Source organism: Citricoccus sp. NPDC055426, from assembly GCF_040677445.1.
Classification (GTDB): domain Bacteria; phylum Actinomycetota; class Actinomycetes; order Actinomycetales; family Micrococcaceae; genus Citricoccus.
This window is the reverse complement of sequence record NZ_JBFARZ010000006.1, coordinates 22,366-35,692: the sequence shown is the minus strand read 5'-3', so window position 1 is coordinate 35,692 and position 13,327 is coordinate 22,366. Positions and strand designations below refer to the sequence as shown.

General features: G+C 68.9%; 10 protein-coding genes. All 10 read right to left on the bottom strand.

Annotated elements, in window-relative coordinates; translation table 11 throughout:
• Positions 1 to 11 precede the first annotated feature (11 nt).
• Complete coding sequence (gene fdxA / locus AB0K08_RS10280; protein WP_363354053.1) at positions 12 to 344, bottom strand: ferredoxin; 333 nt, start codon at positions 342 to 344, stop codon at positions 12 to 14.
• Positions 345 to 446: 102 nt separating this feature from the next.
• Positions 447 to 839, bottom strand: a complete 393-nt coding sequence (locus AB0K08_RS10275) for a hypothetical protein (RefSeq protein WP_363354051.1) — start codon at positions 837 to 839, stop codon at positions 447 to 449.
• 73 nt (positions 840 to 912) lie between these two features.
• Positions 913 to 2,829 (bottom strand): translational GTPase TypA, encoded by a 1,917-nt coding sequence (typA, locus tag AB0K08_RS10270; protein WP_363354049.1) that lies wholly within the window; start codon positions 2,827 to 2,829, stop codon positions 913 to 915.
• A gap of 202 nt (positions 2,830 to 3,031) precedes the next feature.
• Entirely contained in the window at positions 3,032 to 4,888 is a 1,857-nt protein-coding gene (locus AB0K08_RS10265) for an ABC transporter ATP-binding protein (protein ID WP_363354047.1), read from the bottom strand.
• Positions 4,885 to 6,060 carry an ABC transporter permease gene (locus AB0K08_RS10260; protein ID WP_363354295.1) on the bottom strand — a complete coding sequence of 392 codons (1,176 nt, stop codon included), beginning with the start codon at positions 6,058 to 6,060 and terminating at the stop codon, positions 4,885 to 4,887. The genes AB0K08_RS10265 and AB0K08_RS10260 overlap by 4 nt, the downstream gene beginning before the upstream one ends.
• Positions 6,061 to 6,113: 53 nt before the next feature.
• Positions 6,114 to 7,637: an ABC transporter permease gene (locus AB0K08_RS10255; protein WP_363354045.1), complete on the bottom strand. Its 1,524-nt coding sequence runs from the start codon at positions 7,635 to 7,637 to the stop codon at positions 6,114 to 6,116.
• Between the two features lie 188 nt (positions 7,638 to 7,825).
• Positions 7,826 to 9,667 (bottom strand): ABC transporter family substrate-binding protein, encoded by a 1,842-nt coding sequence (locus AB0K08_RS10250; RefSeq protein ID WP_363354043.1) that lies wholly within the window; start codon positions 9,665 to 9,667, stop codon positions 7,826 to 7,828.
• 457 nt (positions 9,668 to 10,124) lie between these two features.
• Complete coding sequence (locus AB0K08_RS10245) at positions 10,125 to 11,072, bottom strand: hypothetical protein (protein ID WP_363354041.1); 948 nt, start codon at positions 11,070 to 11,072, stop codon at positions 10,125 to 10,127.
• Complete coding sequence (locus AB0K08_RS10240; protein WP_363354040.1) at positions 11,069 to 11,824, bottom strand: hypothetical protein; 756 nt, start codon at positions 11,822 to 11,824, stop codon at positions 11,069 to 11,071. The genes AB0K08_RS10245 and AB0K08_RS10240 overlap by 4 nt, the downstream gene beginning before the upstream one ends.
• The gene (locus AB0K08_RS10235; RefSeq protein ID WP_363354038.1) at positions 11,821 to 13,311 is read right to left on the bottom strand and encodes an NAD(P)/FAD-dependent oxidoreductase; all 1,491 of its coding nucleotides are present in this window, start codon (positions 13,309 to 13,311) and stop codon (positions 11,821 to 11,823) included. The genes AB0K08_RS10240 and AB0K08_RS10235 overlap by 4 nt, the downstream gene beginning before the upstream one ends.
• Positions 13,312 to 13,327 lie beyond the last annotated feature (16 nt).

Sequence of the window (13,327 nt, the reverse complement as noted above, 5' to 3'; positions counted from 1 at the left end):
TGGGCCCGGCTCTACAGGCCTTCGGGGATCGGCTGCGGCGGCAACGCCGTGATCACCTCGTGGTCCTTCGGGATGAGGCCCAGCTTGGCGGCACCGCCGGGGGACCCGAGGTCGTCGAAGAACTCGACGTTCGCCTTGTAGTAGTCGGCCCATTCCTCGGGGGTGTCGTCCTCGTAGAAGATGGCCTCGACGGGGCAGACGGGCTCGCAGGCGCCGCAGTCGACGCACTCGTCCGGGTGGATGTAGAGCATCCGCTCGCCCTCGTAGATGCAGTCAACGGGGCATTCATCGATGCAGGCCTTGTCCTTGAGGTCCACACACGGCAGGGCAATGACGTACGTCACGTGAGACCGTCCACCTTTCAGCGGGTCTGATGGGCCCGGACTCGTGCCGGGCTGGGCGGGGATTCGGTTCCAGTCTAGTCCTGTGCGTCCAGTCCTGTACGTCTAGTCCTCTGAGGCGGGGACGCGCAGGAGGGGCTGTGCCACGAGCATGGCCACCACGGCCACGACCGGGATGCCCCAGATCCACACGGTCCCGGCGATCGCCGGCCCGGGGACCACCGTGAGCGTGTACTCGTTGGCCGCGACGGCAAGGGTGTCCAGCCCCGGCCAGTTCCCCAGGACCATCGCCGTGGTGAACGCCGAGATCGCCAGGACTCCCCCGGCCCACGGGACCGAGGACCTCAGGGTCCACCACAGTTGCGCGGAACCGGTGAGCAGCAGCGCCAGCACCGCGCCCCACGGCAGGATCCACGCGCCCTCGGCGGTGCTGGTCCCGCCGATCCAGGCGAAGTTCAGGTGCAGGACCGTGCCGAGGAGCCCGACGCCGGCCCCCAACAGGACCGCGACGACCGCCGGGACCCAGCCCGGCCGCCGTCGGGCCCTGTGGGGTACTCCAGGACCGGGTGTGTCAGGACTTGGCACGTGCGCGGGCGGCCTTGTTGCGCTCGTTGGAGTCCAGGATGAGTTTGCGGATGCGGATGTCCTCGGGGGTGATCTCCACGCACTCGTCCTCGCGGGCGAACTCGAGCGACTCCTCCAGGGTCAGCCGCTTCGGCGGGGTCAGCCCCTCGAAGGAGTCGGAGGAGGCCGCACGCATGTTGGTGAGCTTCTTCTCCTTGGTGATGTTCACGTCCATGTCATCGGCGCGGGAGTTCTCGCCGACGATCATGCCCTCGTAGACCTCGGCCCCGGGCTGGACGAAGAACGTGCCGCGCTCCTGCAGGTTGATCATGGCGAACGGGGTGGCGGTGCCGGCGCGGTCGGCCATCAGCGAGCCCTTGTCCCGGTACTCGATGGGGCCGGCCCAGGGCTCGAAGCCGTTGGCGTAGGAGGAGGCGATGCCGGAGCCGCGGGTGTCCGTCATGAACTGGGTGCGGAAGCCGATCAGGCCACGGGCCGGCACGTTGAACTCCATGCGGATCCAGCCGGTGCCGTGGTTCTTCATCTCCGTCATGCGGCCCTTGCGGGCGGCCATCAGCTGCGTGATGGGGCCCATGAACTCCTCGGGGGTGTCGATGGTCATGAGCTCCATCGGCTCGTGGATCTTGCCGTCGATGGTCCGGGTGACCACCTGCGGCTTGCCCACGGTCAGTTCGAAGCCCTCGCGGCGCATCTGCTCCACCAGGATGGCCAGGGCGAGCTCGCCACGGCCCTGGACCTCCCAGGCGTCCGGGCGCTCGGTCGGCAGGACCTTGAGGGAGACGTTGCCGATGAGCTCGGCGTCCAGGCGGTCCTTGACCTGGCGTGCGGTGACCTTCGCGTTCTTCACGCGGCCGGCCAGGGGGGAGGTGTTGATGCCGATGGTCATGGAGATCGCCGGATCGTCCACCGTGATCAGCGGCAGCGGCTTCGGGTTCTCCGCATCGGTGAGGGTCTCACCGATCATGATGTCCTCGATGCCGGCCACGGCCACGATCTCGCCCGGGCCGGCCGACTCGATGGCCTCACGGGACAGGCCCTTGGTGCCGAGCAGCTCGGTGATCTTCACGGTCTTCAGCTGGCCGTCCTGGCGGGCCCAGGCCACCTGCTGGCCCTTCCTCAGGGTGCCGTTGAAGATGCGCAGCAGGGCCAGGCGCCCCAGGAACGGGGAGGCGTCCAGGTTGGTGACGTGCGCCTGCAGCACCTCGCCCTCGGTGTACGTGGGGGCCGGGATGTGGTCCATGATGGTCGCGAACAGCGGCTCGAGGTCCTCGCTGTCCGGCAGCTCGCCGTCGGCCGGCTGCGTCAGGGAGGCCTGGCCCGCCTTGCCGGAGGCGTAGACGATGGGCAGGTTCAGCACGGAGTCCAGGTCGAGGTCCTCGACCTCCTCGGCCAGGTCCGAGGCCAGGCCGAGCAGCAGGTCCATGGAGTCGGAGACCACGCCGTCGATCCGGGCGTCCGGGCGGTCGGTCTTGTTGACCACGAGGATCACGGGCAGGTTGGCGGCCAGGGCCTTGCGGAGCACGAAGCGGGTCTGCGGCAGCGGGCCCTCGGAGGAGTCCACCAGCAGCACGACGCCGTCCACCATGGACAGGCCGCGCTCGACCTCACCGCCGAAGTCGGCGTGGCCGGGGGTGTCGATGACGTTGAAGGTGACGCTCTCCACCCCGTGGGCGGTGGCGGAGGGGCCGGAGTAGAACACGGTGGTGTTCTTGGCCAGGATGGTGATGCCCTTCTCGCGCTCCAGCTCGCCGGAGTCCATCACCCGGTCCGCCACCTCACCATGGCTGGAGAAGGCTCCGCCCTGGCGCAGCATCGCATCCACCATGGTGGTCTTGCCGTGGTCCACGTGGGCCACGATGGCGACGTTGCGGAGGTCGGTGCGCTGGGTAAGGGCTTCAGTCATAGGGGTGCCTGTTCATTGAGGGCGGCGTGTTGGCGGGGGCACGGCGGCGCGATCGGCCACCGTCAAGGGCCCCGTCCGATTGTACGGGACACCGGCATTCCCCGATTCCACCCGGCTCCACCCTGCTCCGGGCACCGGGTCTCCGGGCGCGGGGTGACCCCGCCCCGTCACAACGGTGGGGGCGAGGTCACTCTGCGCCTGGTCAGTAGGCGCGCTCGCCCAGGGACTCCAGGAACCGGCGGCGCTCGGTGCGCTTGGCGAGCTGCTCGTCCGGGTCCGGCACCGGGGCGGCGGAGAGCAGGCGCTTGGTGTACTCCTGCGTGGGGTGGTGCAGCACCTCCTGGGTGGGCCCCTGCTCCACCTGGCGGCCGTCCTTGAGCACCAGCACCCGGTGGGCCAGCATGTCCACCACGGCCAGGTCGTGTGAGACGAACAGGCAGGCGAACTCGTAGCGGGACTGCAGCTCGGCGAACATGTCCAGGACCGCCGCCTGGACGGAGACGTCCAGGGCGGAGGTCGGTTCGTCCGCGATCAGCACCTCCGGGTCCAGGGTCAGCGCCCGGGCGATGGAGATGCGCTGGCGCTGGCCGCCCGAGAGCTCGTGCGGGAACCGGTTGACCACGGAGCGCGGCAGCTTCACCGCGTCCAGCAGCTCGTAGGCGCGGTCCAGCTGCGACTTCCGGTTGCCGACCTTGTGGATGACCATCGGCTCCGTGATGATGTCACCGATCGGGAAGCGCGGGTCCAGCGAGGCCGCCGGGTCCTGGAAGACCACGCCGATGCGCCGCCGCAGGGCACGGGACTCCTTCCCGGCCAGGCTCGGCAGGTCCTGGCCGTGGATCTTCAGGGACCCCTGGGCCACCGGCAGCAGGCCGAGGACGGCCTTGGCGATGGTGGACTTGCCGGAGCCGGACTCCCCCACGAGCCCGAGGATCTCCCCCGGCGCCACCTGGAAGTCGATGTCATGGACCACGCGGTTCTTCTTGCCGCGGTGGTCGTACTCGATGCACAGGCCCTCGGCCTCGATCGCGGCGATGGCCTCCTCCTGGGGGGAGTCCTCCTCCGCGGGTTCCGCGACCGGTTCCGAGACCGGTTCCGCCGCGTCCAGCTCGGCGCCCAGTCGCGGCACCGAGCCCAGCAGGCGCTCCGTGTAGGGGTGCTGCGGGTTCTGCATCACCTGGTGGACCTCGCCGGACTCCACCAGCTCGCCGCGCAGCATCACGCACACGCGGTCCGCCATGTCCGCCACCACGCCCATGTTGTGGGTGATCAGCAGGATGCCGGTGTTCAGCTGGTCCTTGAGCGAACGCAACAGCTCCAGGATCTCCGCCTGCACCGTCACGTCCAGGGCGGTGGTCGGCTCGTCGGCGATGATCACCTCCGGCGAGCAGCTGATCGCCATGGCGATGACGATGCGCTGGCGCTGGCCCCCGGAGAACTGGTGCGGATACTGCTTGAGCCGGTTCCTGGCGTCCGGGATGCCCACCATCTCCAGCAGCTCCGCCGCCCGGCGGTCCGCCTCGGTGCCGTAGGCGATGTCGTGCACGTTGAGGGATTCGGTGAGCTGGTCCCCCACGGTCAGCACGGGGTTCAACGCGGTCATGGGCTCCTGGAAGACCATGGCGGCGTGGCGGCCCCGGATCTTGCGCAGCCCGCTGCTGTCCAGCTTCGTGACCTCCCGCTCGCCCAACATCACGGTCCCGGAGACGTGGGCGTTGGCCGGCAGCAGCCCCATGGCCGTGGCCGAGGTCACCGACTTGCCGGAGCCGGACTCCCCCACGAGGGCCACCACCTCGCCGGGCTTGACGTCGAAGCTCACGCCCTTGACCGCCTCGACGTCACCGAACTCGGTGCCGAAGGTGACCGAGACGTCCTGGAAGGACAGGATCGGCCTGCCGTCCAGGTCCGGGTGCCGCTGGACCAGGCTCAGTGAGCCGGTGACCGGCGAGGGGTCCGACGCCGGCCGTCCGGCTCCTGCGGTGCCCTGGCCCGGAGTGCCGGGCCGTCCGGCGTCGTCGCTCTCACGGGACTGGTCCTTCTTGCGTCCGAAGATGCTCATCGCTCGTCCTCTTCCTCGTTCCGGTCCCGGCGGCGCCGCTTCAGGGGCCCCTCCGGTGTGTCGTCGCTGCCCAGCCGGCCCGATCCGCCGCTCTGGACGTCGAGCCCACCGGGGCCGGCCGGCGACTCCGTGGCCGCCCGGTCCAAGGCCTTCTCGCGTCCCCGCAGGCCGAGGACCGCGGCGACGGACGACTTCTTCTTGCCGCGGGACCCCTGGCGGGGGTCGAAGGCATCCCGTAGGCCGTCGCCGATGAAGTTCACGGACAGGGCGATGCCGAGGATGATCATGCCCGGCCACCAGAACAGCCACGGCCTCGTGGTGAAGGCGTTCTGGTACTGGCTGATGAGCAGGCCGAGGGAGGAGTCCGGCGGCTTCACGCCGAAGCCGAGGAAGGACAGGGAGGTCTCCAGCAGGATGGCGGCGGCGATCGCGAAGGTCGCGTTGACCACGATCACGCCGACCGTGTTGGGCAGCAGGTGCCGCAGGATCACCCGTCCGGGTTTGGCGCCCATGGCCACGGACGCGGCCACGAACTCCTTCTCCCGCAGGGAGAGGACCTCACCGCGGACCAGGCGGGCCAGCGAGGTCCACGTGACGAGTCCGAGCACCAGCGCCAGCGGGAGGATGCCGGCCCCGAGTCCTGAGGACATCTGCCCGAGGACGGCGGCCAGCACCAGCAGCGGGATGACGATGACCAGGTCGGTCAGGCGCATCAGCAGCGAATCGATCCAGCCGCGGAAGTACCCGGCGATGGAGCCGACCACGGAACCGATCACGGTGGAGACGACGCCCACCACGAGGGCGATGATCAGGGACTGCTGGGTGCCTCGCATGACCAGGGCGAAGTAGTCCTTGCCGGTGGTGTCCTGACCGAAGGGGTGTTCGCCCCAGCGGAGGCCCTCGCCCCCCAGCCACTGGGGGACCACCGAGAGGGTCGGATTGCCGCCGTCCAGCACGGCACCGGCCGCCGTGTAGGACTTGTCCCACCAGCCGGGGATGCCGGCGAAGCCGATGGAGCTGAAGGCGACCAGGAAGATCAGCAGCAGGAAGACGGCGGAGGCCATCGCGGCCTTGTGGTTGCGGAACCGGCGCAGGACCAGCTGTCCCTGGCTGTAGGACGTGCCGGTCTGCTGGCGCAGCTTGGCGTCCTCGACCTCGGCCAGGTTGGCCATGTCCACGGCCTGCTGGGAGGGTCCGCTCTCGTTGCTCGGGGTAGTCATCGGGCTCACACTCGAATCCGGGGGTCGAGGACGGCGTACAGGATGTCCGCCAGGAGGTTGAAGAGGACTGCTGCGGTCCCGGTGACCAGGAAGAAGGCCATGACGGGTGCCGGGTCCACCTGCTCCAGTCCGACCCGGAACAGGTTGCCCATCCCCTGCCAGCCGAAGACCTGCTCGGTGATGACGGCCCCGCCGATCAGGCTGGCGAAGTCGAACGCCATGATCGTGGTGATCGGGATCAGGGAGTTGCGGAAGGCGTGCTTGAGGATGACCTGCCGTTCGTTCAGGCCCTTGGCCCGCGCCGTGCGGATGTAGTCCTGCTGGCTGACCTCGAGCATGGACGCGCGGGTGTAGCGCGAGTAGCTGGCCAGGGAGATCAACGCCAGCAGGATGGTGGGCAGCAGCAGCTGGGTGCCCTTGTCCAGGAAGTCCTCCCAGAAGGTGCCGGTGAAGTTCGGGGTCTGCGAGCCGATGGTGGCGATGGGCCGGCCCACGGCATCCAGGTAGGAGGGCCAGGCCCGGAACAGGTGCTCCACGATGATCAACCCACCCATGATGACGGCGGTGAAGAGGGTGACCACGGTGGCCGCGCCCTTGGAGTAGCCGCCCATCAGGCGTCCGACGAGGACGGCGACGCCGATCGCCACCACGGCGAGGATGAGGATGATCAGCCAGTTCGGATCCCACAGCAGGTTGTAGGTGGCGTAGTAGGCCACCAGTCCCAACCCGGCCGTGACGAGACCGGCGTAGAGGACCCGGCGGTTCTTCAGGCCGGCCCCCAGGACGGTGGCGCCGACGGCCGCGGAGACACCGACCAGGGTGATCACCACCGGTCCGAGCTGGGGATAGCGGGCGAAGTTCAGCCAGTCCATGTAGGGAAGGACGGCACAGGTGAAGGCGAAGGCGCCGAGGAAGGTGAAGAGCCGGCGTCGGGCGTTGCCGGCCAGGACGGCCTGCAGGGCCAGGCCCAGCACCAGGCCGACCACGACGATCGTGGGCCAGGAGAAACCGGGGTCAGGATTGACGAGCCAGTCGTTGAAGCCGATGGCCAGGTACTCCTTGAGGAGCACGGCGGCCCAGAAGACCGGCAGGGAGAAGAACAGGAAGGTCAGGAACGTGACGGCGTAGTCCAGTCCGGAGTACTGGCGGATGGCCGTCAGGATGCCGATGAGGATGCCGAAGACCATGGCGATCACGGTGGCCAGGACGACCAGTCGGAGGGTCGAGGATGCAGCTAGCCCCAGCAGGTCGATGACCTGCTGGCCGGACCGGTTGGTGCCGAGGTCGCATTGGCCGATGACGCACTGGCCGACGCCGGTCAGCCACTCCCAGTACCGCACGTACCAGGGCTCGTCGAGGCCCATGAACGCGACGCGCTGGTCCATCAGGTACTCGCGGTTGTCCGCATTGGACTCGCGCAGGTCCTTGAGGGGGTCGCCGGAGTTGATGGTGAGCACATAGAGCAACAGGGACGCCCCGAGGAGGACGAGGAATGAGCTGCCGAAGCGGCGGAGGATGAATTTCAGCACAACAGAACGTTGCCTTCCGTGCCAGGGGATCGAGGACGTCGGCCTGGACCGACGGCGGCCTCAGGAGGCCACCGAGGTCTCAGGTGAGATCTGCCGGGGACCGAGTGGGGGCCTGGCCGGTTAGGCCAGGCCCCCACTGGTTCCGCGGTTCAGCACCGGATGACCGGTGGACTGATCAGCTCACGCGATCACTCGACACGGACCCACTGTTCCGCGTTCCACACGGCGCCCGACTGGGTGGCGGTGTTGCGCACATTGGCGACGTCGGCCGAGTGGGCGACGAGCCCCGGGTGGGCGTACAGCGGGATGCCGTGCAGGTTCTCCCACAGCCCCCGCTCGATGAGCTTCACTTGCTCGGCGTGGACGGCCGGGTCAACGGATCCGGCGAGGGCGTCCCACGCGGCGTCGACCTCCTCGTTCGAGAACTCGCTGTAGTTCTGCGCGCCGGAGGAGTGGTAGATGTTCCGGCCCGAGGCGATCTGCCCGGAGCCGGCCCAGGCGAACAGTGCCACTTCCCAGTCACCGGCCGGCTGGACCACACCGAAGAAGTCCGCGTGACCGGCGTCGATCACGTTGAAGCCCGCCTCGTCACAGGAGGACTTGATCATGGCCACGGTCTCGGTGCGGCGCTGGTTCGGCTGGCTGTAACCGATCCGGACGTCCAGTTCGGTCTCCCCGGACTCCTCGACCAGCTGCGTGGCCTGCTCGATGTCCACTTCGTCGTACTGGCCGTCATAGGCCGCGTCCACGACCTCCTGGTAGCTCTCCTGGAACGGGAAGACCTCGCGGGCGTTCATCACGGTCGCGTCCGGGTTCAGCGGCTTGATCAGGTTGTCCACGATGTTCTGGCGCGGCACGCACAGGGCGAAGGCCTCACGCAGTTCGGGGCTGTCGGAGAAGACCGACTCCTCCATGAAGTTGAAGTCCAGGTGCTCCCAGGTCAGCGAGGAGGCCTGCTGGATGACGATCTGGTCGCCGAGTCCCTCCAGCTGCTCGAGGGTGTCCACGGTGGCCTGCGGTTCGATGACGTTGAGGTCACCGTTCTGCAAGGCCTGGACGTGCGTCTCGGGGGCGGCGAAGCGGATGACCAGTTCCTGGGTGGCTGCCGGGGTACCCCAGTACTCCTCGTTGGCCTCCAGGGTGATGGACTGGCCGGGCTCCCAGCTCTTGAACTTGTACTGACCGTTGGAGGGTGCGAGCTCCTCGGCGGGCAGCTCGCCCGGCGAGGTGTTCCAGCCGGTGTTCCAGAACTCTGCGGCCGGCGCCAGCGCCTCGGCGTCCTCGTTCTGCACGGCCTCGATCATGGCCTCCATGCCCATGCCGGACTGTTCGGCGACCACGTGGGCCGGCTGGGCCGTGTCCACCATGATCGGCCAGTCGGCGTAGGGCTCATCGAAGGTGATGGTGAATTCCTTGCCGTCCGCTGCTCCCTCCGGAGCCTCCGGGACGTACTCGCCGAAGGTGTGCGACACCGCGTTGAACAGCGGCGTGGCCTCCTCGCCCTCCCCGGTGGAGATGCGGGGGTTCTCGACGCCCCACTTGAGGATGTAGTCGGCCGCGGTGACCGGGGTGCCATCGGACCAGACGGCGTCCTCGTTGATGGTGTACTTCACCTGGAGCGGGTCGTCCGCGACCTTCTCGTAGGTCCCGTACTCCTCGTTCTGGTAGATCTCGCCGTCCGTGCCGAAGTAGGCGAACGTGGAGATCATCCGCTCGGTGATGGCGCTGTTGTAGCTGGAGTAGGTCTCCGGGGTCATCGAGTTGTAGGAGATGAACTCGTCCTCGCCCACGGAGTAGGCGATGGAGCCGTCCTGGGTCTCGATCTCGCCGAGGTCGGCCTTGCCCGAGTCGGCCGGTTCGACGGTGAGCTGCTGCCCGTTGTCGCCGGTGAAGACCTCACCGTTGCTGCCCCCGGCAGCGGATTCTTCGGATTCGTTGTTCTCGGCCGGGCCGCCCGGTGCACAGGCGGTCATGACAAGTGCCGAGCTGGCCAACAGGGCAGCAGCGGCAGAAAGCTTTGTGTACTTCATCAAAGCGTCTCCATTCAAACAGGTGCGAGACGTGGAGTGCTCCCGATCCGACCCGGATATGGGGTGGGAGGGCCGGTCCGATGCCGGTGCCGATCCGATTTCCCGGAGTGGCACCAGAGGGTGAGCAACACCACAAGGTGTGCACGAGAATAGCCTCGCAACATACGAAAGCAACATTGAATAGTGTGGTTCGGAGCCAATCGTTACTATCCCGTAACCTCTCGGGGTCTCCCCGAAAACCCCGTGTTTCCGGGCTGTTACAGGAGATCGCCTCAACGTCGACGGAAGTCACGAAATGGACGTTTCACATCACGACCTGCGGTTTTCTTTTCATTCAGTGGTTCCTTCACGACTCGAGAGAACGTTGAGGGACGACTCGAGAGAACGTTGAGGGCGATCCCACCGGTGGGATCGCCCTCAAAGTGTGGACTGCTTCTGGGAGGCTGAGCGAGTGGGGTCAGCGGGGCAGCTGGGGGCCCATCGGGAAGTAGGGCAGGTAGGACACCCCGGAGACGTTGTACTTGAACTTGATGCCCATCACGATGCGGATGCCCACGTGCATCCCCCACGCCCCGAGGGCGAACAGCTGACCCAGCCGGCGGTTGACCAGGGACAGGGGCGCCCCCAGTTCGACGGCCAGGGACAGGGCCGCCATGACGGTGAACAGCTCCTTCTGCTGGTAGAGCGCCGTCCCGGCTGCGGGCTTGGCGGTGCCGAAGAGGTCCTTGCGCATCCCGTCGACCGCGATCTGGCCGCGGAGGACGTCTCCCGCGGCCCATTTCAGGCCCAGCGGGCCACGGACCTTGGCCATCCCGGAGATGAAGTACACGACCACCGTGGCCACGTTCATGGCGGTGGGGACGGCCCCGTAGGACCGCTCGTACCGCTGGGGGAAGAGGGTCCCCTCCCGCAGCAGCGCATCCACACTGAGGGCGTCCGCGGACCGGGTGGTCCCCAGGACCATCTGGTGCAGGGTCATCATGTTGTCGCTGTGCAGCAGCATGGTCCACGAGTTGCGGTAGCTGATGGTCCAGAGCTGCAGCGCAGCGTTGAGCGGGCCCGTGATCCGGTGCCCCACGCCCAGCGTCGCGGCGAGGTTGACGATCTGCGCCGCATCGAAGATCCCGTCCGCGAGTCTCGGCGGCAGGGGCTTGGAGAGGACCTTGACCACGCCCACCGGGGTGAACTGGGAGGCGTCCTGGGCGTGGAGCTTCCGGAACATCGGGCGGCGCCTGATGTTGTGGACGGCGGAGAACAGGCCCGTCGCCACGCGCAGCACGGCCGGTCGGATCGGTTGGGCGGCCGGCCTCAGGTGGTCCACCAGCGCCTGGAACACCGGCGCCTGGAAGGACGGGAAGCTCGGGACCGTCGGAACGGTCGGGACGGGGGAATCGGTGCCGGTCATCGGGCGGCCTCCTGCTCGAATGCGGACTCGGGTGCGGACTCGGGTGCGGACTGGACGGTGTTCTCGGTGAGGTAGTCGCCGGGGGTGTTCCCCTGGCCCACGGGCCGTGGCGGGATGTTGCCGAGCTCGGAGCGGGCCATGGGGCCGGTGGGCGGGCCCTGCGGGTCCTGGTCCGCGTCGCGGCGCGTCTGCGAGACGGCCACGGCGGTGCCACCCACCTCGGCCCGGGCGTGGACGGTCTCGGTCTGCGGGGTGGTGTTGCCGGCGTAGTACGTGTCGAAGAAGTACCGCGAGCGCACCACCTCCACCCGGACGATGTCCGCCTCCTTCCGCCGCCGGAGCGCTCCGGGACCCTGTCCCGCGGGCGCGGGGCGCCGCTGTTGTTCGGCGAGGGCGTCAGCGTATCGCTGGGCGATCTCCACGCCGCGGCCCTGGCGGACCATGCGGGTGATCTGCTTGCGGACCTGATTCAGCCCGCCGGCCCCGAAGTGGCTGTAGTGCGGGGTGACCCGCCGGCCGTCGGCGGTGAATCCGGCCACGTGCGGGATGCGGGTGCGGTCCCTCCGGTCGTCCGAGAACATCGGGAAGGTGGACAGCGGGAATGAGTCCTGCTCGTTCTTGTCCTTGCCGTTGAAGTAGTGCCGCACCGGGGAGAGCAGTACGGCGGCGAAGGCGACGCCGGCCGTCAGGGCCCAGAGGTCGCGTTCGGTGGCGGCGGGTGAGAGGCGATGGTGCGGGAGGTCGGTGTTCACGGTGATGTCCTTCGGTGCGAGGCGGCGTCGGCCAGGGCGGCGCGGGCGGCGTGGAGGCCGGCCATGCCGTGGACTCCCCCGCCCGGCGGGGTGGAGGAGGAGGCGAGGTACAGCCCGGGGGTGGAGGTGCGGTGCGGGCTGAGCACGGGTGCGGGGCGCAGGATCTGCTGCAGCCCGCCCATGGATCCCCCGGCCACGTCCCCGCCGATGAGGTTGGGGTTCCAGGATTCAAGGGCCGAGGGCGGGCTGGCCACCCGGTGCACGATCCGGTCCCGGAATCCGGGGGCGAACCGTTCGATCTGGGAGATGATGGCCTCGTCCACGGGGGCGTCGTGGCCGCCGGGGACATGGGCGTAGGTCCACAGCACGGTCTTCCCCGCAGCCTCCCCGGTGGCGCGGGAGGGGTCCGCGGCCTGCTGTTGGCAGACCATCACGAAGGGCCGCCGGGGCATCCGGCCGGCCATGGCCTCGCGCTCGGCGTGCTCCATCTCGGCCAGGGAGCCGCCCACGTGCACGGTGCCGGCGCCGTTGACCCGGGGATCGGTCCACGGGACCGGCCCGTCCAGCAGGAAGTCGACCTTGGAGACGCCGGTGCCGTACTTCCAGCGCCTCAGGTGACCCGCATAGCGGTCGGTCAGGTCCGTCCCCTTCAGCCCGAGCAGCTGGCGCGGGGTCAGGTCGAGCAGGATCGCGTCCGCCCCGGCGAACTCGCCGAGGTCCGTGACCTCGTGGTCCAGGTGGATGCGGCCGCCATGGGAGCGCAGCACGGACACCAGGGCGTCGGCGATCGCCTGCGACCCGCCGCGGGCCACCGGCCAGCCCCGGGTCATGCCGAGGGCGCCGAAGATCAGCCCGAAGGCGGAGGTCAGCAGGTGCGAGGGCGGCAGGATGGCATGGATCGAGGACCCGGCGAACAGGGCCCGCGCCGGCTCCTGGCGGAACAGGGCCCGGCCGAGCGCCCCGGAGGGCCAGAGCGCCCGTACCCCGAATCGGGCCATGCTCAGCAGGTGCGGGGGCCAGCGCACGAGCGAGGGGCCGAGGATGTTGGCCAGGTGGGCGTCGATGTCCCCCACCAGCGGCGCGTGCAGGGCCTTCCAGGCCGCACCGTCGGCGCCGAGCCCGGCCACCGTGCCCTCCATCGAGTCATGCAGCACCGCGGCGGGCCTGCCGTCCAGGGGGTGGGCCATCGGATACTCCGGATGCACCCATTCCAGCCCGTGGGAGGTCAGGTCCAGGTCCCTGAACACGGGGCTGGCGACGCCGAAGGAGTGCCCGGCGGCACCGAGGTCCACGATGGTGCCCGGGCCCAGGACGTCCGCGGACGCGCTCGCCCCGCCGTAGGCGTGGTGCCGTTCGTAGACGTCCACCTCCCAGCCGGCGCGGGCCAGCACGGCGGCGGCGGTGAGACCGTTGGGGCCGGAGCCCACGACGACGGCCCGTCGCCCGCCGCTGGGGCGTGCGCTGTGGTGCGGGGTCTGGTTCAGCATGACAACTGCATCCGTC